At 68.8% G+C, this 20,712-nt stretch carries 22 protein-coding genes; 17 read left to right on the plus strand and 5 right to left on the minus strand.

Going from position 1 to position 20,712, the window contains the following annotated elements; genetic code table 11:
• Positions 1 to 4 precede the first annotated feature (4 nt).
• Positions 5 to 1,063, plus strand: a complete 1,059-nt coding sequence (locus G539_RS24010) for a glycosyltransferase (RefSeq protein ID WP_051231170.1) — start codon at positions 5 to 7, stop codon at positions 1,061 to 1,063.
• Here the strand turns inward: G539_RS24010 and G539_RS24015 are convergent.
• Complete coding sequence (locus tag G539_RS24015) at positions 1,060 to 2,151, minus strand: endo-1,4-beta-xylanase (RefSeq protein WP_035830531.1); 1,092 nt, start codon at positions 2,149 to 2,151, stop codon at positions 1,060 to 1,062. The two genes, G539_RS24010 and G539_RS24015, sit on opposite strands and share 4 nt — an antisense overlap.
• 128 nt (positions 2,152 to 2,279) lie before the next feature.
• Between G539_RS24015 and G539_RS24020 the strand changes: the two genes are divergently transcribed.
• Positions 2,280 to 3,095 (plus strand): WecB/TagA/CpsF family glycosyltransferase, encoded by an 816-nt coding sequence (locus G539_RS24020; RefSeq protein ID WP_084639898.1) that lies wholly within the window; start codon positions 2,280 to 2,282, stop codon positions 3,093 to 3,095.
• A 12-nt stretch (positions 3,096 to 3,107) separates the two neighbouring features.
• Entirely contained in the window at positions 3,108 to 4,298 is a 1,191-nt protein-coding gene (locus G539_RS0107215; RefSeq protein WP_029074596.1) for a glycosyltransferase, read from the plus strand.
• A 12-nt stretch (positions 4,299 to 4,310) separates the two neighbouring features.
• On the opposite strand, the gene G539_RS24025 is transcribed toward G539_RS0107215, so the two are convergent.
• Positions 4,311 to 5,381 (minus strand): glycosyltransferase, encoded by a 1,071-nt coding sequence (locus G539_RS24025; RefSeq protein ID WP_051231172.1) that lies wholly within the window; start codon positions 5,379 to 5,381, stop codon positions 4,311 to 4,313.
• Between the two features lie 81 nt (positions 5,382 to 5,462).
• On the opposite strand from G539_RS24025, the gene G539_RS24030 reads away from it, so the two are divergent.
• From G539_RS24030 to phnE (G539_RS0107245), 5 genes are all read left to right on the plus strand, one after another.
• Positions 5,463 to 6,926, plus strand: a complete 1,464-nt coding sequence (locus tag G539_RS24030) for a glucosamine inositolphosphorylceramide transferase family protein (protein ID WP_156911896.1) — start codon at positions 5,463 to 5,465, stop codon at positions 6,924 to 6,926.
• 226 nt (positions 6,927 to 7,152) lie between these two features.
• Positions 7,153 to 7,959 carry a phosphonate ABC transporter ATP-binding protein gene (gene phnC / locus G539_RS0107230; RefSeq protein WP_029074597.1) on the plus strand — a complete coding sequence of 269 codons (807 nt, stop codon included), beginning with the start codon at positions 7,153 to 7,155 and terminating at the stop codon, positions 7,957 to 7,959.
• A 62-nt stretch (positions 7,960 to 8,021) separates the two neighbouring features.
• Complete coding sequence (gene phnD / locus G539_RS0107235) at positions 8,022 to 8,960, plus strand: phosphonate ABC transporter substrate-binding protein (RefSeq protein WP_029074598.1); 939 nt, start codon at positions 8,022 to 8,024, stop codon at positions 8,958 to 8,960.
• Between the two features lie 113 nt (positions 8,961 to 9,073).
• Complete coding sequence (gene phnE, locus G539_RS0107240) at positions 9,074 to 9,958, plus strand: phosphonate ABC transporter, permease protein PhnE (RefSeq protein ID WP_029074599.1); 885 nt, start codon at positions 9,074 to 9,076, stop codon at positions 9,956 to 9,958.
• A complete protein-coding gene (phnE, locus tag G539_RS0107245; protein ID WP_051231174.1) occupies positions 9,955 to 10,845 on the plus strand; it encodes a phosphonate ABC transporter, permease protein PhnE in 891 nt (296 codons plus the stop codon). The genes phnE (G539_RS0107240) and phnE (G539_RS0107245) overlap by 4 nt, the downstream gene beginning before the upstream one ends.
• A 132-nt stretch (positions 10,846 to 10,977) precedes the next feature.
• On the opposite strand, the gene phnF is transcribed toward phnE (G539_RS0107245), so the two are convergent.
• Complete coding sequence (phnF, locus tag G539_RS0107250; protein WP_029074601.1) at positions 10,978 to 11,727, minus strand: phosphonate metabolism transcriptional regulator PhnF; 750 nt, start codon at positions 11,725 to 11,727, stop codon at positions 10,978 to 10,980.
• Between the two features lie 157 nt (positions 11,728 to 11,884).
• On the opposite strand from phnF, the gene phnG reads away from it, so the two are divergent.
• The 9 genes from phnG to phnN are packed head-to-tail and all read left to right on the plus strand — an operon-like array spanning position 11,885 to position 18,730.
• Complete coding sequence (gene phnG, locus G539_RS0107255; RefSeq protein ID WP_029074602.1) at positions 11,885 to 12,295, plus strand: phosphonate C-P lyase system protein PhnG; 411 nt, start codon at positions 11,885 to 11,887, stop codon at positions 12,293 to 12,295.
• Positions 12,295 to 12,894, plus strand: coding sequence for a phosphonate C-P lyase system protein PhnH (gene phnH, locus G539_RS0107260; protein WP_029074603.1), 600 nt, complete (start codon positions 12,295 to 12,297; stop codon positions 12,892 to 12,894). The genes phnG and phnH overlap by 1 nt, the downstream gene beginning before the upstream one ends.
• A 2-nt stretch (positions 12,895 to 12,896) precedes the next feature.
• On the plus strand, positions 12,897 to 13,991 hold the full coding sequence (locus G539_RS0107265) for a carbon-phosphorus lyase complex subunit (protein ID WP_029074604.1): 1,095 nt from the start codon (positions 12,897 to 12,899) through the stop codon (positions 13,989 to 13,991).
• Positions 13,988 to 14,872, plus strand: a complete 885-nt coding sequence (locus tag G539_RS0107270; RefSeq protein ID WP_029074605.1) for an alpha-D-ribose 1-methylphosphonate 5-phosphate C-P-lyase PhnJ — start codon at positions 13,988 to 13,990, stop codon at positions 14,870 to 14,872. Before G539_RS0107265 ends, G539_RS0107270 begins: the two co-directional genes overlap by 4 nt.
• Positions 14,872 to 15,498, plus strand: coding sequence for a GNAT family N-acetyltransferase (locus tag G539_RS24035; RefSeq protein WP_084639864.1), 627 nt, complete (start codon positions 14,872 to 14,874; stop codon positions 15,496 to 15,498). The genes G539_RS0107270 and G539_RS24035 overlap by 1 nt, the downstream gene beginning before the upstream one ends.
• An 8-nt stretch (positions 15,499 to 15,506) precedes the next feature.
• A complete protein-coding gene (phnK, locus tag G539_RS0107280; RefSeq protein ID WP_029074606.1) occupies positions 15,507 to 16,283 on the plus strand; it encodes a phosphonate C-P lyase system protein PhnK in 777 nt (258 codons plus the stop codon).
• Entirely contained in the window at positions 16,280 to 16,987 is a 708-nt protein-coding gene (phnL, locus tag G539_RS0107285; RefSeq protein WP_029074607.1) for a phosphonate C-P lyase system protein PhnL, read from the plus strand. Before phnK ends, phnL begins: the two co-directional genes overlap by 4 nt.
• A gap of 17 nt (positions 16,988 to 17,004) precedes the next feature.
• On the plus strand, positions 17,005 to 18,171 hold the full coding sequence (locus G539_RS0107290) for an alpha-D-ribose 1-methylphosphonate 5-triphosphate diphosphatase (RefSeq protein WP_029074608.1): 1,167 nt from the start codon (positions 17,005 to 17,007) through the stop codon (positions 18,169 to 18,171).
• A gap of 7 nt (positions 18,172 to 18,178) precedes the next feature.
• Positions 18,179 to 18,730: a phosphonate metabolism protein/1,5-bisphosphokinase (PRPP-forming) PhnN gene (phnN, locus tag G539_RS0107295; protein ID WP_029074609.1), complete on the plus strand. Its 552-nt coding sequence runs from the start codon at positions 18,179 to 18,181 to the stop codon at positions 18,728 to 18,730.
• A 500-nt stretch (positions 18,731 to 19,230) separates the two neighbouring features.
• Here the strand turns inward: phnN and G539_RS0107305 are convergent, their stop codons facing one another.
• On the minus strand, positions 19,231 to 19,863 hold the full coding sequence (locus G539_RS0107305) for a GNAT family N-acetyltransferase (protein WP_029074610.1): 633 nt from the start codon (positions 19,861 to 19,863) through the stop codon (positions 19,231 to 19,233).
• A gap of 61 nt (positions 19,864 to 19,924) precedes the next feature.
• Positions 19,925 to 20,668, minus strand: coding sequence for an SDR family oxidoreductase (locus G539_RS0107310; RefSeq protein WP_035830534.1), 744 nt, complete (start codon positions 20,666 to 20,668; stop codon positions 19,925 to 19,927).
• Between the last annotated feature and the right edge of the window lie 44 nt (positions 20,669 to 20,712).

A 20,712-nucleotide genomic window follows, 5' to 3' on the forward strand; every position in this document is an offset into this window, starting at 1 on the left:
CAGCATGTCCGGTTCTCCCGTGCTCTACGTCGACGAGAGCCATCTCGGTCGTTTCGTGACCGGGCTGGAACGAATCACGCTCGAGCTGTTCTCGGCCGAGGCGCTGGCGCCGCTCCCGGTCGTGCCGGTTCACGCCAAGGGCGTGCGCGGCATGATCGCCGCCCAGACCATGCGCCTGCCGCGGCGGCTCGGCTCCAACCGGCGGTCGCTGGCGCTCTGTCCCGGCTTTCCGCCGTCGATCCCGATGACGCTTTTCGGCGACCGGGTCATCCCCTACATCCACGACACCTTCCTGCTCACGCGCCCGCAGGACCTCAACTGGCGTGCCCGCATTTACATGGTGCCGGCCTTCGCCTTCGCGCTGAAGCGGCTGCGCTGGCTGCTGGTCAATTCCGAGACGACGCGGTCGGAGCTCTCCGCCTTCGCCCGCCCCGATGCCGAGATCTCGCTCTACCGCCCGCGCGTGCGCGACGTCTTCGGCATCGCCGAGCAGGCGGCGCGGCCGCGCGGCTGGGCGCCGGGTGAGACGCTGCGGCTGATCGCCATCGGCACGATCGAGCCGCGCAAGAACCTGCGCGCCGCCGCCCGCATCGTCGCGGCGCTGCGGGAGCAGGGCATTCCGGCGCAGCTCGATCTCGTCGGCCGGCTCGGCTGGGGCGACGAGGTCGAGGCGCTGCGGCAGATGCCGGGCGTAACGCTGCACGGCTACCAGCCGCCGGAACGCGTGCGCGCCCTCATCGGCGAGGCGCATGCGCTGATCACCACCTCGCATGACGAAGGGCTGGGGCTGACCCCGCTCGAGGCCCAGCATGGCGGCCTCGCCGTCATCGCCTCCGACATCAAGGTTTTCCGCGAGGCGCTTGGGCAATCCGGCTGGATGGTCGACCCCGCCGATCCCGCCGCGAGCGCCGCCCGGATCGCCGCGAAGTTGGCCGGTCCCGACGGGCTCGCCGCCGCCTCGGCGCTCGCCAGGGCCAATCTGGCGCGCTGGAACGGCGCGGCGGAACGGGATCACGCCGCGCTGATTGAACGGCTTTCGGCGCGGCTCGCGGCGCAGGGCTAGCCCCTGCGGCGCGTCTCGAACGCCGCGAGCATCGCGTCGCGGGCCGGCTTCGGTTCGAAAGCGGCGTCGAAGGGCAGGGGGCGCGGTAGCCGGGTCGCGTCCGCATCGAGTCGCAGCATCTCGTGCACGTACCAGCTGGCGGAATCGGCCAGCTGCCAGGTGATCACCGTGGTCACCGCCGGCACGGTCAGCACCGCGGTCAGGAAATCGCGATAGCGGGCCGCCACCGCCGCGTCGCGCGCCGCGATGTCGTCGGGAAAGGCGGTGTCGTCGATATCGAGTTCGGTGATCCAGATCTCGACCTTCCGCTCGGCGAGCTGGTGCAGGAAGTCGGCGAAGCCGGCATCGTAAAAGGGCTGGCCGGGGTTCAAATGCCCCTGCAGGCCGACCGCGTCGAGACGCACGCCCGCGTCCTGCAGCGTGTCGACCAGCCGGAGCAGGCCGCTGCGTATCCTGGCGCCGTCCTCCGTCCACGCCTCCGCCAAGGCCTCGTTCAGCACCAGTCGCCCCGCCGGATCGGCCGCCTGCGCGCGCTGGAAGGCGCGGACGACGTAGTCGGGCCCGAAGGCCCGCAGCCAGGGGCCGTCGCGATAGTCACCGGCAAGGCCATGCCCCGGCCAGAACGGCTCGTTGACGACGTTCCAGGAGGGCAGGCGCCCGGCGAAATGGCCGACTGTCTCGTCGACATGGCGGTCGAGCGCCTTGCGCAGCTCGCTGGTGGAGAGCTTCATCAGCCAGTCCGGCCGGCTCTCGTTCCAGGCCAGCGCGTGGCCGTGCACGGGCGTGTGGCTCGGCGCGGCGAAGGCGAGGATCGCCTCGGCGTCGCCGGTGAGGAACTGGTCCGCCGAGGGTCGGAGATTGCCGAAAATCAGCGCCCAGTCGACGGTGAGGATGCCGGCCTCGCGCAGATAGAGCGCCGCTTGCGCCGGGGTGACGAGCGTGTCGGCCGCGATCGAGGTGCCGAAGGTGACGCCGGCGCGGGCGGCGGCCGATCCGAGGCTGTCGCGCGGTCGGGCCGTCGCGCCGAGCGGCGGCATCGCGCCGAACATGACGCCGGCCTGCAGAATTGCGCGACGGGTTGGCTTCAAGGGGGGGGGCCGATCCTCGGGTTCCAGTCTTTTTAACCTCTCAGTTCTATCGATATCGGGCAAGGCGCGGGTGCGGGCCCGGCGATGCCGGTCGCGGGCATGGGAATCGGGAATCGGGGATGGACGGGATGGCGGAACGAGGCAGCGAACGGACGGGCGCTGAGATCACGCAGGCGCAGGGGCCGGCGGATCTTGTCCGCATCAACGAGGGGCGGATCAACATCGCCACGCAGGCGGAGCTGATCCGGCGCGTCGTCGCCGATGCCAGGCTGCATCGCAGCGGTTCCGTCTTCACCCTGAACCTCGACCATCTCGTCAAGCTGCGCGAGGATGCGCGCTTCCGTACCGCCTATGACGCGGCCACCTATGTCAGCGCCGACGGCGCGCCGGTGGTGAAGATCGCGCGCCGCCAGGGGCACGCGGTCGACCGGGTGACCGGCGCCGATCTCGTCCTGCCGCTCTGCAAGGCGGCGGCCGCCGCCGGCGTCTCCATCCATCTCTTCGGCACCTCCGACGTCATCCGCGACGCCGCGGCGCGCCAACTCCTGGCCGATGTTCCCGGTCTCGTCATCGCCGGCTCGGAATCTCCGCCGCGCGGCTTCGATCCGGAGGGCGAGGCCGCTCGCGGCGCGGCCGAGCGCATCGCCGCCTCGGGCGCCGGCATCTGCTTCGTCGCGCTCGGCGCGCCCAAGCAGGAGCTCTTCGCCCACGCCGCCGTCGAGCGGTCGACGGGCGTGATGTTCATCTGCATCGGCGCCGCGCTCGATTTCATCTCGGGCCACAGCAAGCGCGCGCCGGCGATCTTCCAGCATACCGGCACCGAATGGGTCTGGCGCTTCCTGCAGGAGCCGAGCCGCCTCGGCATGCGCTATGCGCGCTCGATGGCCTATTACCTCGGCTACCTGATAAAAGGGCCGGACAAGTCCCGCGACAGGCGGGGCTGAGGGTTCCATCGCATGACGCACCGGCTGACCATGTTGCATCCGATCGATCCGCGCGGCTCCAAGGTCGGCGGCATCGAAACGCATGTGCGGCTGATGTTCGAGCGCCATCCGCCGGATTTCTCCGTGCTGCTGGTCGGGGTCGACGAGCGCGGCGACCTCGAGCTCGGCAAGGTGGTCAAGCTGCCGGTCGGCGACCACACGATCGACTTCCTGCCCGTCGTGCATATCCCGGATCGCGAGATCCACGGCGCCGCGAAAAAACTCTGGCAGTCGGTGACGCTGCGCTTCGCGCTCGGCGCGCTGCGCTATCTGCCGACGATCCGCAAACTCGGCGCCGCGCCGCAGGCGACGACGGAGCTGCAGCGCTTCGAATTCGCGCCGATCGGGCGGATGCTCGGGCGGCCCGTCGTGCAACTCGTGCATGGCGAGGGCAGCCGCAAGGACCAGATGGATTCGCTGATCAAGCGCTTCTGGTACATCAACGCCGTCAACGAGCGCATCGCACTCCGCCTCGCCAGCCGCATCGTCTGCGTCAACCAGAACATCATCGAGCGCTTCAAGAAGGTGATGCCGCAATTCGTGGCGAAGTCGGAGCTTTTGACCGTCTCGGTCGACATGGACCGCTTCGCGTTGGCGCCATTCTCGCAGGACGACGTCTTCCGCATCGTCTTCGCCGGCCGCCTCGATACCTTCAAGGACCCGCCCCTGATGTTCGAGACCATGCGCCGCCTGCATCAGGCGCGCGAGGGGCGGTTCGAATTCCACTATATCGGCACCAGCGATCCCCATCGCTTCGCCGAGTTCGCCGCGATCGAGCCGTTCACGGTGCGGCACGGCTTCCAGAATTCGGAGGGCGTGGCGGCGATCATGCGGCAGTGCCATGCCGGCGTGCTGACCTCGTTCTTCGAGGGCATGCCCTGCTATCTCCTGGAACTGCTGTCGACCGGCCGGCCGGTCGGCGCGATCCGCCTGCCGCAGTTCGACCCGCTGATCGTCCAGGGGGAGAGCGGCTTCCTGGTCGAGCGCCCCGCCGATCCCGTGGCCTCGGCGGAGCAGATGACGGCCGGCTTCCTCAGGCTCTTCGACGACATCCGCTCCGGTCGCCTCGACCCGGCGGTGATCCGCGCCAAGGCGGTTCCCTATTCGACCAAGGTGCAGATGCCGAAGCTGTTCGAGCGCCACCGCGAACTCGCGCGCGCCTAGGCCTTTTTCCGTTCAGCCCTTCCGCAGGATTCCGTCGAGCAGCGCCGCCCAGGCGGCGAAGCCCGTTTCGCTCGAAAAATGCTGCGCGCGTTCGATGCGCGGCGCCGGGTCGCCTGGATGGTCGAGGGCTTCGTCGATTGCGCCCGCCATCGCAGCCACGTCGCCGACGGGGACCAGCGTGCCGTAGCGGCCGCCGTCGAGGATCTCGCGCGGGCCGGCGCAACGCGTCGAGACGACCGGGAGGCCGGCTGCCAGCGCTTCCACCGCGACCATGCCGAAGGCCTCGGTGCGCGAGGGGATCGCGCAGAGCCGGGCGCGGGCATAGAGCGGCGCCGGATCGGTGAAGCCGGCGAAACGGACGCGGCCGGCCACGCCTTCGGCTCCGGCCAGGGCCTCGAGCGCGGCGCGCTCGGACCCCTCGCCGGCGATGGTGAGCGTCGCGTCGCGATGGGTGACCCGGGCGAAGGCGCGGATCAGGTCATCAAAGCCCTTCTCGCGCGACAGGCGGCCGACGGCGACGATCTCCGGCGGTCGCGCGGCCAGCGTGGCGGTGTCGATCACGGCCGGCAGGATCGGCACGGGATTGTAGATCCGGACCGTCTTGTCGGCCTCGGCGCCCCAGCGGTCGATCATCACCGCGCGGAGCGTGTCAGAGACGCAGACGATCCGGCTGCAGGACTTGGTCAGGATCGGCATGCCGTAATAGGCGGCGGCGCTCAGTTTTCCGGTCCGGTATTCCTCGAAGCCATGGAAGGAGACGACGAGCGGCACGGAGGAGCGGGCCCAGAGGCGCGCCAGCGCCAGCTTGGTGGCGTTGCCGGAGAGCGCGGAGAGCGCCACGTCGGGCCGGAAGCGGCGGAGGAGGGCGGCAAGCGCCGCGATCTGGGCGCGGTTGCCGGGCGGTAGGATCTCGACGTTGACGGCGGGGTCGATCGGCCCGGCCTGGTCGCCGGCGCCATCGACCGCCAGGATGACCTCGTCGCCCGTGGAGGCGAAATGCGAGGCGAGCATCGCCCAGACCCGCTCGGCGCCGCCACCGCCCGCCAGCGAGCGCGTGTAAAAGAGAAACTTACGCTTTGCCATTAGCCTCGAATCCACCCACCCGGAGCCGTTCGCCTCCGAGCCCTAATGCCTGATGCGCTCCGCGCCAAGGGAGATGAGACGATGCGGATCGATATCCGGCTCGACCCGACGAATTTGCGCGGCTGGCACCGGGAGATCGTCGCCCGACTCGCCGCGCGTCCGGATTTCAGGGTGCGGGTGGAAAAGGGGTGGATCACCGCGCCGCTGCCGCAGGGCGCGGCTACGCTCTTCCTGCTGGAGCGCACGCTTTACGGCGCCGCGCATGGCGCGCTGGAATCTGGCATCGCCTGGTCCGATCTCGGCGTGCCGGAGGCCGATGGCGTCGCGCCGGATCTGCTGGTCGATCTCTGCGGCGACGGGATCGGGCTCATGCCCGTGCTGCATCTTCGCTGCGATGGCGGGCCGGCGGAGGCGGGGGCGCTCGCCGCCGTGCTCGACGAACGGGCGCCAATGTTCGAGACGGTGCTGGTGGTCGAGGCCGGGGAGCGGATTTTGTCGGCGTGGCGACCGGCGGTCGAGAGCCCGCGCAGCGCCACGGCCGCGCTCGGCATGCTGCTCGGCCGCGCCGCGCATATGGTCGTGCACGAGGTCGAGCGTCTGACTGACGGCATCCCGGCCGGCAGCCTGCCGCCCTCGCCGGCGCCCGCCGCGCCGCATCGCTCGGCGGCCGGGTTCTTCACGGCCATGCTCGCCGCCCGCGTGAAGGGCCGGATCGAGCGCCAGCTCGGCCGTGCGCCAAACTGGTATGTCGCCTGGCGCGAACGGCCGGATCCCTCCGACGTTCTGCCGGTGATCGGTCCGAGCGGTTTCCGACGCCTACCCGACGATGGCCAGCGCTTCTATGCCGATCCGTTCCTCTGGGAACGGGACGGGCGGCGCTTCCTCTTCGTCGAGGAGTTCCCCTACGCGACCGGCAAGGGCGTCATTTCGCTCGCGGAGATCGACCAGGCCGGCAAGGTCGAGACGCCGCGCATCGTGCTGGAGACGGATTGCCATCTCTCCTATCCGTTCCTGTTCGAGCATGACGGCGCGGTCTGGATGATCCCGGAGACCTCGTCCCGCCGGACCGTCGAGCTCTACAGGGCCGATCCGTTCCCGGATCACTGGACGCTGCATTCGGTACTGCTCGACGATGTCGACCTCGGCGACGCGACCTTGCAGAAGATCGGCGACCGTTGGTGGATGTTCGCCGCTTCGCGCGAGCGCTGGACGTCGAGCTGGGATGCGCTGTCGCTCTATCACGCGCCGTCGCCCTTTGGTCCGTGGCAGGCGCATCCCGGCAATCCGGTGATGGTGGATCTCACCGCCGCGCGGCCGGCGGGCAGGATCCTCGACATCGACGGCCGGCTGGTGCGGCCGGTGCAGAACTGCGACGGCCTCTATGGCGCGGCGCTCGGTTTCGCCGAGATCCGGTCGCTGACGCCGAGCGACTATGCGCAGACGATCTCCGCGACGGCTCTGCCCTGGGGCGACAATCTCGGCCTGCATACCTTCAATCGCAGCGCCTCGCTGGAAGTGATCGACCTCTACGGCCCGCGCGGCTGAAACGCCGAGCCGCGCCCCGCGCGGGGCCTTTCTGATTGCGATGAAATTCCAGGGAAATACGGGGTATCCTGGCACGGGGACTCTCGATGACAGCGGGATGACTAAGCCGGCAAAGTCGAAAAAGCGTTACTGCACGGCTTCGTGCCATCGATTTCGCGGGTGGAAAAGACCGTCACAAAAGCTTTGCTTCGAAACTGCATGATCCGCCCAACCGGGAGATCATGACATGTTGGTACTGGACGGCGTCGCACGACATTTCAACCAGAAGGCTGCGGTCAGCGACGTCAGCTTGACGATCGGATCGGGCAGCTTCGTCGGCGTGATCGGCCGCTCCGGCGCCGGCAAGTCGACTCTGCTCCGGATGATCAACCGCCTGGTCGATCCGACCGCCGGCGCGATCCGCTTCGGCGATGTCGACGTCACCAAGTTGAAGGGTCAGCAGCTGCGCGACTGGCGCGCCCGCTGCGCCATGATCTTCCAGCAGTTCAACCTGGTCGGCCGCCTCGACGTCCTGACCAACGTGCTGATGGGCCGCCTCAACACCGTCTCGACGCCGCGCTCGCTGCTGCAGCTCTGGAAGGACGAGGACCGCGCCGTGGCGCTTTCCGCGCTCGAGCAGTTCGACATCGCCCAGCTCGCCGGCCAGCGCGCCGACAGCTTGTCCGGCGGCCAGCAGCAGCGCGTGGCGATCGCCCGCGCCCTGGTCCAGGAGCCGGAGATCATCCTCGCCGACGAGCCGATCGCCTCGCTCGATCCGCGCAACACCAAGGTCGTGATGGACGCGCTTCTGCGTATCAACCGTCACTACGGCATCACGGTGATGTGCAACCTGCACTCGCTCGATCTCGCCCGCACCTATTGCGACCGGCTGATCGGCATGTCGGCCGGCCGCGTCGTGTTCGACGGCGTCCCGGCCGAACTGACCGAGGACGTGGCCCGCGACCTCTACGGCCTCGAGGCCGAGGAGCTTCTCGATTTCGAGCCGGCGACGCTGCCGGCCGCCGTGCCGGGCGGCATCGCCGCCGCGGCCTGAAACCTGCCCGAAACATTTGAAAACGGTGCCGCGACGGCGCCGTCATTTGCTGGAGACGACCGATGTTGAACCGCCGCACCCTGATCGGCGCCGCTGTCGCAGGCCTCGCGCTTGCCGGCGTCGTTTCGCCCGCCATGGCCGACTGGAAGGCCGATTTCCCCGAGCTGACGATCGCCGTCATCCCGGCCGAGAACGCCTCGACCACCGCCGACCGCTACCAGCCGCTGGCTGACTATCTCGGCAAGCAGCTCGGCGTCCCGGTCAAGCTGGCCGTCGCCACCGACTACGCCGCCGTCATCGAGGCGCAGCGCGCCGGCAACGCCCAGATCGCCATGTATGGCCCGGCTTCCTACGCCCGCGCCGTGCTGACCGGCGTCGAGATCGACCCGGTCGTCGTGCCGCGCCATTCGAACGGCGCCACCGGATATTACTCGGTGATCTACACGCTCGCCGACGGCCCCTACAAGACGATCGACGACCTGAAGGGCAAGACGCTCGCGCTCGTCGATTCCAACTCGACCTCCGGCAACAACGCGCCGCGCTTCTTCCTGAACCGCGACGGCAAGGACGTCGACACGTTCTTCGGCAAGGCGATCTTCGCCGGCAGCCATGACAACGCCGTCCTGGCGCTGGCCCAGGGCACCGTCGACGCCGCCGCCAATTCCTGGAACTCGGAAGACGATTCCAACCTGACCCGCATGATCTCCAAGGGCATTCTCAAGAATGCCGACGGCAAGCCGATGACGAAGGAAGACTTCCGCATCGTCTTCAAGACCGACTTCCTGCCCGAGGGCCCGTATTCGGTGCTGTCGTCGCTGCCGGCCGACCTGAAGGGTCAGATCAAGCAGGCCTTCCTCGACATGCCGAAGAGCGACGCCAAGGGCTTCGCGGCGCTTTCGGACGGCAAGGACACCGAGTTCGTCGCCGTCGAGCCGGCCGCCCTGCAGCCGGTCATCGACATGGTCAAGTTCAACGACGAGCAGCGCAAGAAGGGCTCCTGAGCCTCTTCGCGCCTATTCCTGGGGCGGCCGGTCATCCGGCCGCCTTTTTCGTAACCGGCCGCATGTCGCGGTGTCCGCCCCGGGGCGGATGAAGAACGAGCGGAGACGGCCCCTTGGCAACCGCCATTGCAAAGCTTCCGGACCAGCAGGCGGCGGCGCTCCGCCGAGCCTATGCCCAGTCCGTATCGGCCAAGCGCATGAAGCTGCTGGCCGCGCTCGCCGTCCTGGCGATCCTGATCGTCATCAGCGCGCAGATGGCCGATGTCCGGCTCGGAAAGCTCGTCGCCAATATCGGCAATTTCGGCTCCTTCATCAGCCGCACCCTGCCGACGATCACCTTCGACAACTTCTTCGGCGATATCCGCGCCTGGTACTGGAATTTCGGCGGCTGGTTCCGCCTGCTGGTCGAGACCATCCTGATCGCCTATCTCGGCACGCTGCTTGGCGGCGTGATCGCGTTCTGCCTCTGCTTTTTCGCCGCCGCCAATCTGGTCCGCCACAAGACGACCCGTTTCGTCGCGCGCCGCGTCCTCGAATTCTGCCGCACGGTGCCGGACATCGTCTTCGCGCTGATCTTCGTCATCGCCTTCGGCCTCGGCCCGATGGCGGGCGTGCTGGCGCTGACGATCCACACCGCTGGCGCGCTCGGCAAGTTGTTCGCCGAGGTGGTCGAGAACATCGACATGAAGCCGGTCGAGGGGCTGGCGGCGACCGGCGCCTCCTGGCTGCAGACTGTCCGCTTCGCCGTGCTGCCGCAGGTCTCGGCCGGCTTCGCCTCCTACGGGCTGCTCCGCTTCGAGATCAATGTGCGCGGCGCCGGCGTGATGGGCTTCGTCGGGGCCGGCGGCATCGGCCAGGAGTTCTTGATCGCCATCCGCAATTTCTACTACACCGACGTCAGCGCCATCCTGCTGATGATCATCGTCACCGTGATCCTGATCGATCTCGGCACGGAGCAGATCCGCCACCGGCTGATCGGCATGGAGCGCATGCGATGACTTCCGTTTCCACCTCCCTCGACGCTGGCCGCCACGCGATCCGCGACGCCGCGATCGCCGATCTCGGCGGCCTCCGCGCCCGCCACCCCGCCGCCTTCGCGACGTCGGTCGGCAAGCGGGTTCTGACGATCGGCATTCTCGTCGCCGCCGTGCTGCTGGCGCTTGGCGCCATGGTCTGGCTCGATTTCTCGCTGGTGCGGATCTGGAACGGCCTGCATCGGCTCGGCCAGTTCGCCGTGCTGATGATCCCGCCGATGCCGGAGGGCCGCTTCGAAGCCTTCTCCATCGCGCTCGGCGAGACGCTGGCGATCGCCTTCCTTGGCACGCTGACGGCGGCGATCCTCGCCTTCCCGGTCGCCTTCCTGGCGGCCAAGAACGTCATCCCGAACATCTTCGTGCATTTCGGCATGCGCCGGACCTTCGACGTCTTCCGCTCGGTCGACACGCTGATCTGGGCGCTGATGTGGATCAACGTCGTCGGGCTCGGGCCGTTCGCCGGCGTGCTGGCCATCGCCTGCGCCGATTTCGGCGCCTTCGGCAAATTGTTCTCCGAGGCGATCGAGGCGACGGACAACAAGGCGGTCGAGGGCATCGCCGCTTCGGGCGGCGGCAAGGCGCATCAGGTCCGCTTCGGCCTGGTGCCGCAGGTCTTCCCGGTGATCGCCAGCCAGGTGCTCTATTTCTTCGAATCCAACACCCGCTCGGCCACCATCATCGGCATTGTCGGCGCCGGTGGCGTCGGTTCCTACCTGACCGAGCTGATCCGCGTGCTCGAGCTGAAGCAGGTCGCCTTCCTGATCCTGATGATCCTCGTCACGGTCGCGATCATCGATTTCGTCTCGTCGAAGCTGCGCATGGCGGTGATCGGCAAGTCGAAGATGGTGTGAGGTTTGTCTCGCTGAGACGTCGTGCGTGCTTCGAGACGCCGCTCTTCGAGCTGCTCCTCAGCAGGCTATCCTTCACCTCTCCCTCAGGGAGAGGTGAAAGCACGGCGGATCATCTCACCCGGGCAGGGAGCCTCAGCTCTCCATCACCAGCTCGACGCGGTCGACCGGGAAGGCGGCGCGGGTGAACTGGATTGGCGCGCCGTCGGCGTCGACGTTCAGGCTCTCGACCGTCAGTAGCAGGCGCCCCGGCGCGAGATCGAGCTTCAGCGCCTCCTCCGGCCCGGCGGCGCGGGCCGAGACCCGCGTCTCGTGCCGGCGATAGTCGGCGACGCCGCAGGCCTGGAGTGCCGCGGTCACCGTGCCGAGCGAGCGATAGGCCTCGATCAGGCCGGCGAAGCGGGGCAGGGGGAAATGGGCGGTGCCGAGCGAGATCGGCGTCCCGTCCGCCATGCGCACCGTGTCGAGCCGCACGACCGGCGCACCCTCGGCGATGCCGAGCTGGGCCGCGACCTGGCGGTCGGCGGTGGTCTCGAAGGCATCGAGCAGCTTGCCGCCCGCCTCGCGCCCGGCGCGGGAGACGTTCTCCGAAAAGCGCGTGCGCGTGCCGATGGGATAGGCGATCGGCCGGTCCTCGACGAAGGTGCCGCGTCCCTGCGTCGCACGCACCAGGCCGCGTGACGCCAGTTCCGCCAGGCTGCGGCGCACCGTGTGGCGGTTGACGCCGAATCGGGTGGCGAGCTGGCTCTCGGTCGGCAATTGCATGCCGGGGCCGAGCCGGCCGGCGCGGATATCGGCCTCGATCTCGTCGGCGATCTGCCGCCAGGCGGCGATGCCGCGCCCGCGGGCGATCTCCGTCACGTGGCTGTCGTCCGTGGGGCGCATTGTGTCTGTCATCAAATCGTCACTGGACCTGTTCATTGAGTTGTCTATACCATTAGACAAATCCGATGAGAAGCCTTTGATGGATCTGGTCATGCGACAACAAGCACTGGGCGCGCCGCCGGCCCAAAATCCCGAGATCGCCGCCCGGCAGGCGGTGATGGCGACCTGCACCGGCGCCACGACGACCGAGCTGGAGCAGGCGCTCGGTAGCCTCGGCCCGATTCCGGCCGCCAGCGATCTGCGCGGCACGGAGCCGGGCCTCGTCATGCTGCGCGGCCGCATGGGCGGCGACGGCAACGCCTTCAACCTCGGCGAGGCGACGGTGACCCGCGCCGCCGTGCGGCTGGAGGACGGCCGCACCGGCTTCGCCTACCAGCTCGGCCGCGACGCCGCGAAGGCACGTACCGCCGCCATCCTGGACGCGCTCTGGCAGGGCCCCGAGCGCGACGCCGTCGAGGCCGCGCTCGCCCCGGTACGCCAGCGGCTGGCCGACGAGGCCGCCGCCAAGGCGCGCCGCGTTGCCGCCACCCGCGTCAATTTCTTCACCATGGTTCGCGGAGAGGATTGATGTCCGCCCCCGTCATTACCGCCGGCTTCGCCGATCCCGTCATCGCGGCCCAGGCGCATTTCCATGCGCTCATGGACGCGCTCGCGCGTCCGGGCTCGATCCATGATTTCCCCGCCGCGCTCGACGCGCCGGCGCCGTTGACGCCGGAGCTCGCGGCAACAGCGCTGACGCTGGTCGATCACGAGGTCACGCTCTGGCTCGACGCGCCGCTCGCGGCGTCGAAGGCGGTCGTCGATTATCTGCGCTTTCACACCGGCGCCCGCATCGTCGCCGATCCGGCCGAAGCAGCCTTCGCGCTCGTCTCTGACGTCGCCGCCATGCCGGCGCTCGCCGAATTCGGGCAGGGCTCGGACGAATATCCCGACCGGTCGACGACCATCGTCGTCGCCGTCGAGGCGCTCGCCGCCGACGGTTCGCTCCAACTCGCCGGACCCGGCATCCGCGACCGTGCCCGTATCGGCATCGCGTCCTGGCCGGCCGGCCTCACCGCAGAGATCGCCGCGAATGGCGCGCAGTTCCCGCGCGGCGTCGATCTCGTCTTCACAGCAAGCGGCCAGGTCGCCGCGCTGCCGCGCACGACGCGCGTTTCGGAGGTCTGAGCATGTATGTCGCCGTCAAGGGTGGCGAGGAAGCGATCGACAACGCGCATGGGTTGCTCGCGCATGAGCGGCGCGGTCCCGTCTCGATCCCCGATCTCTCGCCCGACCAGATCGAAAACCAGCTGGCGCTCGCCGTCGACCGCGTCATGGCCGAGGGTTCGCTCTATGACCCGGCGCTCGCGGCGCTCGCCATCAAGCAGGCGCGCGGCGACCTGATCGAGGCGATCTTCCTCGTCCGTGCCTTCCGCACGACGCTGCCGCGTTTCGGTAATGCCGAGCCGGTGGAGACGGGCGCCATGGCGATCGAGCGCCGCATCTCCGCCACCTTCAAGGACCTGCCCGGCGGGCAGGTGCTGGGTCCGACCTTCGACTACACCCATCGCCTGATCGACTTCCTGCTCGCCGCCGGTGTCACACCGCCGGCGCCGGCCGAGGTCACGACCGAACAGGAAGCGTCCCCTCGGGTGACGGATCTGCTCGACGGCGAGGGGCTGATCGAGCAGGAGCTGCGCGACGACGGCGCCGAGGTCGGCGATCTGACCCGCGCGCCGCTCGATTTCCCTGCCGACCGCGATCTCCGCCTGCAGGCGCTCGCCCGTGGCGACGAGGGCTTCCTGCTGGCGCTCGGCTATTCGACCCAGCGCGGCTATGGCCGCACCCATCCCTTCGTCGGCGAGATCCGCTTCGGCGAGGTGATGGCCGAGTTCGTGCCGGAGGAGCTCGGCTTCGCCGTGCCGCTCGGGACCGTGTCGCTGACCGAGTGCCAGATGGTCAACCAGTTCCATGGTTCGGCCGAGCTGCCGCCGCAGTTCACGCGGGGCTACGGCCTCGTCTTCGGCCAGAGCGAGCGCAAGGCGATGTCGATGTCGCTGGTCGACCGGGCGCTCCGCACCCGCGAGTTCGGCGAGGACGTCGTCGCTCCGGCGCAGGACGAGGAATTCGTGCTGTCGCATTGCGACAACGTCCAGGCGACCGGCTTCGTCGAGCATCTGAAGCTGCCGCACTACGTCGATTTCCAGGCCGAGCTCGGGCTCGTCCGCCAGATGCGCGCCGAATACATGGCGCGCCAGCAAGAGCTGAAGGAGGCGGCGGAATGAGCGCCGTGGCAGCGCCGCAGGCGAGCGGCTACAACTTCGCCTATCTCGACGAGCAGACCAAGCGGATGATCCGCCGCGCGATCCTGAAGGGGATCGCCATCCCCGGCTACCAGGTGCCGTTTGCAAGTCGCGAAATGCCGATGCCCTATGGCTGGGGCACCGGCGGCGTGCAGGTGACGGCGGCGATCATCGGCCCGGACGACGTGCTGAAGGTGATCGACCAAGGCTCGGACGACACCACCAACGCCGTCTCGATCCGGAAATTCTTCGCCAAGACGGCCGGCGTCGCGACGACGACGGAGACGAAGGCGGCGACGATCATCCAGACGCGCCACCGGATCCCCGAGCGGACGCTGACCGAAAAGCAGACGATCGTCTACCAGGTGCCGATCCCGGAGCCGCTCCGCTTCCTCGAGCCGCGCGAGACCGAAACGCGGAAACTGCATGCGCTCGCCGACTACGGGCTGATGCATGTGAAGCTCTACGAGGACATTGCCCGGCACGGCCACATCGCCACCACCTACGACTATCCGGTCGAGGTCGCGGATCGCTATGTGATGAACCCGTCGCCGACGCCGAAGTTCGACAATCCGAAGATGCACATGTCGGAGGCGCTGCAATTGTTCGGCGCCGGCCGCGAGAAGCGCATCTATGCCGTGCCGCCCTTCACCAAGGTACGGAGCCTCGATTTCGAGGATCATCCTTTCGAGGTGCAGAAGTTCGACAAGCCCTGCGCGCTCTGCGCCGCGACCAATGTCTATCTCGACGAGGTCGTGCTCGATGATCGCGGCGGGCGGATGTTCGTCTGCTCGGACTCCGATCATTGCGAGGAGCGTCGTGCCGAGGGTCATCGCGGCGAGCTTTCGGGGGAGGCCGCCTGATGGACGCGCTCTCGATCCGCAAGGCGACCGAGGCGGACCTGCCAGATCTTCTCCGCCTCTACGGGCAGCCGGACTTCAACAATGGCCGCGTCACCACGCTCGACGCGGCCAGGGCGACGCTCGCCCGCATGGCGACCTATCCGGATTTCGCCGCCTATTGCGCCGAGTTCGATGGCGCGATCGTCGGCTCCTTCTCGCTGATGATCATCGACAACCTCGCCCATTGGGGCATGGCGTCGGCGCTGGTCGAGAACGTCGTCGTGGCGAGCGGCCACCAGGGCGAGGGCATTGGCCGCGCCATGATCCGGGCGGCCTTCCGGTTGGCGGAAGAGAAGGGCGCCTACAAGGTGGCGCTCTCCTCCAATGTCCGCTCGACCCGGGCGCACGAATTCTACGAGAGCCTCGGCTTCGAGAAATACGGCTTCAGCTTCCGGCTGGAGCCCGTTCCGGGCCGGAAGCCCTCCCCCCTTGTGGGGGAGGGTTGGGTGGGGGGAGCGCCTCCACCTGCCGAGGCCCCGACGGGTACATCCCGCCCGGCATCGGCGCCGGTACCCCCCTCTCCAACTCTCCCCCACAAGGGGGGAGAGGGCTCGCCCGAGTCCCCCATCGACGGACGCGCATCATGACGGCCAATCTGAACGACAAACCGCTTCTTTCCGCCCGCAACCTTGGCAAGCATTACGGCCAGCGGCTCGGTTGTCGCGATGTCAGCTTCGACCTCTATGAGGGCGAGGTGCTCGCCGTGGTCGGCGAATCCGGCTCCGGCAAGTCGACCCTGCTCAGCCTGCTCGCGACCGAGCTCGCGCCGACCGCCGGCCGCGTCGACTACCGCATGCGCGACGGCGAGACGCGCAACCTGTTCGACCTTTCCGAGGCCGAGCGTCGCTTCCTGCTCCGCACCGACTGGGGCTTTGTCCGCCAGGACGCCCGCGACGGACTGCGCATGGGCGTCTCCGCCGGTGGCAATGTCGGCGAGCGGCTGATGGCGGTCGGTGGCCGCCACTATGGCCGCATCCGCGACACGGCGAGCGACTGGCTCAACCGCGTCGAGATCGGGCCGGAGCGGATCGACGACCTGCCGAAGAGCTTCTCCGGCGGCATGCGCCAGCGCCTGCAGATCGCCCGCAACCTCGTCACCCATCCGCGCCTCGTCTTCATGGACGAGCCGACGTCGAGCCTCGACGTCTCGGTGCAGGCGCGCCTGCTCGACCTGATCCGCGGCCTCGTCACGGAACTCGGCCTCGCCGTCATCATCGTCACCCACGACCTCGCCGTCGCCCGGCTGCTGTCGCACCGGATCATGGTGATGCGGCAGGGACGGGTGATCGAGACAGGCCTCACCGACCAGGTGCTGGACGATCCGCGCGAGGCCTACACGCAGCTTCTCGTTTCCTCGGTGCTCGCAGCATGACCCACAATCTCGTCACCCTCGAAGGCGTCTCCAAGGCCTTCACCCTGCACCTGCGCGACGGACTGAAGATCAGCGTCGTCGACAACGTCTCCTTTTCGGTCGCGCCCGGCGAATGCGTCGTGCTCGGTGGCCCGTCCGGCGCGGGCAAATCCTCCATCCTCAAGATGGTCTATGGCAACTACCGCTGTGACCACGGCCGCATCCTGGTGCGCGACGGCGACGAGTTCGTCGACGTCGCCACCGCCGAGCCGCGCCGCATCCTGGCGCTGCGCGGTTCGGTGATGGGCTATGTCAGCCAGTTCCTGCGCGTGATCCCGCGCGTCTCCGCGCTCGACATCGTCGCGGGTGCCGCGACGGACAGCGGCGTCGGCCGGGCCGAGGCGTGGGCGCGGGCCGAACGGCTGCTGACGCTCCTCAATGTGCCGGAGCGGCTCTGGAGCCTGCCGCCGGCGACCTTCTCCGGCGGCGAGCAGCAGCGCGTCAACATCGCCCGCGGCCTCGCCGCTGATCGCCCGGTGCTGCTCCTCGACGAGCCGACCGCCTCGCTCGACGCCGCCAACCGCGCCGTCGTCGTCCGGCTGATCGAGGAAAAGAAGCGGGCCGGTGCCGCCATCATCGGCATCTTCCACGACGAGGACGTCCGCGACCTCGTCGCCGACCGCATCGTCGACGTCACGGAATTCGCTGCCTCGAAGGCGGCCTGAGAGCAATCGAGATCGAAATGACCGAACCGACCGAATTCCTGATCGAGAACGCCAGCCTCGTCCTGCCCGACCGGGTGATCGAGTCCGGCTGGGTCGCCGTCGCCGATGGCAAGATCGCCGAGATCGGCGAAGGCGCGGCGCCCGAGCGCGGCATCGATTTCCATGGCGACACGCTGGTGCCGGGCCTGGTCGAGCTGCATACCGACCACCTCGAGGCGCATTTCGCGCCGCGCCCGCATGTGCGCTGGCACGCGCTCTCCTCCGTGATGGCCTATGACGCGCAGATCGCGGCGGCCGGCATCACCACGGTGTTCGATTCGCTGCGCGCCGGCTCCGACGCCGATTCCGCCTCGATCGGCACCGACCTGGCGCTGCTCGCCGCGGCGATCGAGGAGGCGCGCGCGACCGGCCATCTCCGTGTCGAGCACAAGACGCATCTGCGTTGCGAGATCGCCTGCGACGACGTGCTGGAGCATGTCGAGGCCTATGCCGCGAAGTATCCGGTCCACATGATGTCGCTGATGGACCACACGCCGGGCCAGCGCCAGTTCAAGGATCTCGAGACCTGGCGCCGCTACTACATGCGCAAGAAGCCGATGACCGACGCGGAGGCGAACAGCTTCATCGCCAACCGGCTCGAGTTGCACGCCAACAATGCCGGCCCGAACCGGCTTCGCCTCGTCGAGATCGCGGCCGAGACGGGCGCGGTGCTCGCGAGCCATGACGACGCCACGGCGGCGCATGCCGCCGAAGCCGTCGGCAATGGCGTCGGCCTCGCCGAGTTCCCGACCACCATGGAAGCGGCGCTGGCGCTCAACGAAGCCGGCATCCGCGTCATGATGGGCGGCCCGAATGTCGTGCGTGGCGGCTCGCATTCCGGAAATGTCGCAGCCGAAGAGCTCGCACGCGCCGGCGTTCTGGATATTCTGTCGTCGGATTACGTGCCTGCGAGTCTCCTGATGTCCGCCTTCGAACTGCCCCGCCGGATTCCCGGCATCGACCTCGCCGCCGCCATTCGCACGGTGACGCTGACGCCTGCGCAGGCGACGGGACTCGCCGATCGCGGCGCGATCGAGACGGGCCTCAGGGCCGATCTCGTCCGCGTCCATGTCAGCGGCGCGGCGAGCGAAAGCCCGACGCCGATCGTGCGCCAGGTCTGGCGCGAGGGCAGGCGGGTTTCGTGAGGACGGCATGAACACGGGAGTCCTGGTCGCGATCGTCGGCCCGAGCGGGGTCGGCAAGGACACGCTGATCGGCCATGCCAAGGCGCAACTGGCGGAGGAGGACGGCTTCGTCTTCGTCCGCCGGCTCGTCACGCGCGGCGAGAACGCCTTCGAAGATCACGACACACTGGACGAGGCGGCCTTTACCGAGGGCGTCGCGAGCGGCCGCTTCCCTGTGTCCTGGCGCGCGCATGGCCTCGGCTATGCGCTTCCCGCCGCGACGGTCGAGGCGATCGCGGCCGGCGCCGTCGTCATCTGCAATTTTTCGCGCGGCGCCCTAGTGGCGGCGCGGGAGCGTTTTCCGGCGGTGCGGGTCGTGGCGATCTCCGCGCCGGACGCGATCCTCGCGGCCCGGCTGATCGCGCGCGGCCGCGAGACGGAAGCGGGCGTCGCCGCCCGCCTGGCGCGCGAGGCGATCTGCGCCCGCGAGATCGATCCCGATCTCACCATCGTCAACGACCGCCCGATCGAGCAGTCGGGCGGCGAGCTGGTGGCCTTTCTCCGGAGCCTGCGGGGCTGAGGGGCGGGCCCCCTACCGTCATCCCACTCGGCCATCATCCTGAGTGTCTGGCCCGTAATTGGACAAGGCCCGCCACGCCGCCTTCCCTTCACCTCTCCCTGAGGGAGAGGTCGGAGCGAAGCTCCGGGTGAGGGGGTAGGAAACCACCCGGAGAGGCCGCAAACCCTCACCCGCCGGCCTTCGGCCGTCGACCTCTCCCTCAGGGAGAGGTGAAAGTAGAGTGTCCCCTGCATTTCGGGCCAGACACTGAGGTGCCCGGCGAAGCCGGGCCTCGAAGAGGATCCAGGGAATGCCCCGGATGGTTGCGGTAGGGATTGGCCAAGGTGCTCCGCTGGATCCTCCTTCGAGGCTTCGCTCACGCGAAGCACCTCAGGATGATGGTGGAGTGGTCGATGGGCCTGGAGGGCCCAGAGGCTTGGACAGCAGCCGACCGCCATTGGAAGCATCAATCCTCGCCCGGTTCCGAGTTGGAATGACGGGGCTGGAAGGCAGATCGTTCCCTAGAACCGCCGCGCCATGGTGAGGCTGCCGGCCGGCAGTTCCTCCGAGATCACCGGGGCGAAGCCGAGCTTCTCGTAGAAGGCGATCGCCCTGGCGTTCTCCGGGTGCACGTCGAGATGCATGCCCGGCGAGCCCGCCGCGGCGAGCGCGTCCATCAGATGCCGGAAGCCGCGCTTGCCCCAGCCCTGGCCGCGCGCCTCGGCCAGGAAGTCGATATGGCCGTGCGAGGGAAAGGCGTGCAGCGCCTGCGGAAAGGGATAGGCCGGCCGGTGGATCCGGCTGCGCACCCAGTCGCTGCCCGTCCAGCGGCTCTCGTCCGCGCCCGGATCGGGGATCCGCCGCCGCAGCGATGACAGCCAGTCGCGCTCCATCCTCGCGTAGAAGTCGGGCGTGTCGAGCACGCCCATGACGTAGCCGGCGACGCCGTTCGGGCCGTCGAGCACGAAGGCGAAGCGCGGCTCGAGCACCAGATAGGGGCCGATGAACATGTGGCCGAGTGCGTCGGGGTCGTCCTCGCGCGCCGTGGCGTCCTTTCCGGCGTCTCCCGTGCGCAGGCAGACGCGGTAGACGGCCGGCATGTCGGCGAGGTCGGCCTGGCGCAGCCGGAATTCGCCCTCGGTCGGAAGGGGCATGGGTCATCCTTGACGTGGAAGGCGCCCGCCCCGGAAGCGGGCGCGGGCGCCGAAGGGAGGTTCAGGCGAGGGTGCGGCCGCCATTCACCGCGAAGGTCTGGCCGGTGATGAAGTCGGCCGCCGGCGAGGCGAGGAAGGCGACGGTGCCGGCGACGTCCTCCGGCGTGCCCTGGTGGCCGAGCGGCACCAGGCGGCGATAATCCTCCAGCTCGTCCGCCGACGTGTCGGCATGGCGTTCGACCGGGATGAACCCCGGTTCCACGAGGTTGACGGTGATGCCCTCGGGGCCGAGTTCGCGCGCCCAGGAGCGCGTCAGGCCGACCATGGCGGCCTTGGCGGCGACATAGTGGCCGAAGTTCGGGTTGCCCATGTTGACCACTTCCGAGCCGATATTGATGACCCGGCCGGCATGGCGGCTGCGCCAGTCGGGCAGCACGGCCTGCAGGATCAGCAGCGGCGCCTTCACGAAGAAGCGCAGTTGGTCGAGATGGTCGTCCCAGCTCTGCTCCTCGATCGGGATCAGCGGCTGCGGGCCGGTGGCGTTGTTGACGATCACGTCGACGGGGCCGAGCTGGCGGCTGATCTCGCTGATGCCGTGGCGGACGCTGGCCTTGTCGGTGACGTCGAACTTGAAGGCGGCGGCCTGGCCGCCCGCGCTGGTGATGGCGTCGACGACGCTGCCGGCGCCGCGATCGTCATGCGCGAAATTGACGGCGACGGACCAGCCAGCGGCGCCCAGCCCCTTGGCGATCGCCGCGCCCAGTCCACGCGAAGCACCGGTGACGAGTGCAATTCCCACGGTCATCCTCCCGAAATGACGCCCGTCTGGTGCGGGCTGTCATGATCGAA

It is taken from the genome of Kaistia adipata DSM 17808 (assembly GCF_000423225.1).
GTDB lineage: Bacteria > Pseudomonadota > Alphaproteobacteria > Rhizobiales > Kaistiaceae > Kaistia > Kaistia adipata.

Coding starts and splice junctions, on each gene's coding strand:
- G539_RS24010 (WP_051231170.1), top strand. CDS start 5: ATGTCCGGTTCTCCCGTGCTCTACGTCGACGAGAGCCATCTCGGTCGT.
- G539_RS24020 (WP_084639898.1), top strand. CDS start 2,280: ATGGCGGAACGAGGCAGCGAACGGACGGGCGCTGAGATCACGCAGGCG.
- G539_RS0107215 (WP_029074596.1), top strand. CDS start 3,108: ATGACGCACCGGCTGACCATGTTGCATCCGATCGATCCGCGCGGCTCC.
- G539_RS24025 (WP_051231172.1), bottom strand. CDS start 5,381: ATGGCAAAGCGTAAGTTTCTCTTTTACACGCGCTCGCTGGCGGGCGGT.
- G539_RS24030 (WP_156911896.1), top strand. CDS start 5,463: ATGCGGATCGATATCCGGCTCGACCCGACGAATTTGCGCGGCTGGCAC.
- phnC (WP_029074597.1), top strand. CDS start 7,153: ATGTTGGTACTGGACGGCGTCGCACGACATTTCAACCAGAAGGCTGCG.
- phnD (WP_029074598.1), top strand. CDS start 8,022: ATGTTGAACCGCCGCACCCTGATCGGCGCCGCTGTCGCAGGCCTCGCG.
- phnE (WP_051231174.1), top strand. CDS start 9,955: ATGACTTCCGTTTCCACCTCCCTCGACGCTGGCCGCCACGCGATCCGC.
- phnF (WP_029074601.1), bottom strand. CDS start 11,727: ATGCGCCCCACGGACGACAGCCACGTGACGGAGATCGCCCGCGGGCGC.
- phnG (WP_029074602.1), top strand. CDS start 11,885: ATGGCGACCTGCACCGGCGCCACGACGACCGAGCTGGAGCAGGCGCTC.
- phnH (WP_029074603.1), top strand. CDS start 12,295: ATGTCCGCCCCCGTCATTACCGCCGGCTTCGCCGATCCCGTCATCGCG.
- G539_RS0107265 (WP_029074604.1), top strand. CDS start 12,897: ATGTATGTCGCCGTCAAGGGTGGCGAGGAAGCGATCGACAACGCGCAT.
- G539_RS0107270 (WP_029074605.1), top strand. CDS start 13,988: ATGAGCGCCGTGGCAGCGCCGCAGGCGAGCGGCTACAACTTCGCCTAT.
- G539_RS24035 (WP_084639864.1), top strand. CDS start 14,872: ATGGACGCGCTCTCGATCCGCAAGGCGACCGAGGCGGACCTGCCAGAT.
- phnL (WP_029074607.1), top strand. CDS start 16,280: ATGACCCACAATCTCGTCACCCTCGAAGGCGTCTCCAAGGCCTTCACC.
- G539_RS0107290 (WP_029074608.1), top strand. CDS start 17,005: ATGACCGAACCGACCGAATTCCTGATCGAGAACGCCAGCCTCGTCCTG.
- phnN (WP_029074609.1), top strand. CDS start 18,179: ATGAACACGGGAGTCCTGGTCGCGATCGTCGGCCCGAGCGGGGTCGGC.
- G539_RS0107305 (WP_029074610.1), bottom strand. CDS start 19,863: ATGCCCCTTCCGACCGAGGGCGAATTCCGGCTGCGCCAGGCCGACCTC.
- G539_RS0107310 (WP_035830534.1), bottom strand. CDS start 20,668: ATGACCGTGGGAATTGCACTCGTCACCGGTGCTTCGCGTGGACTGGGC.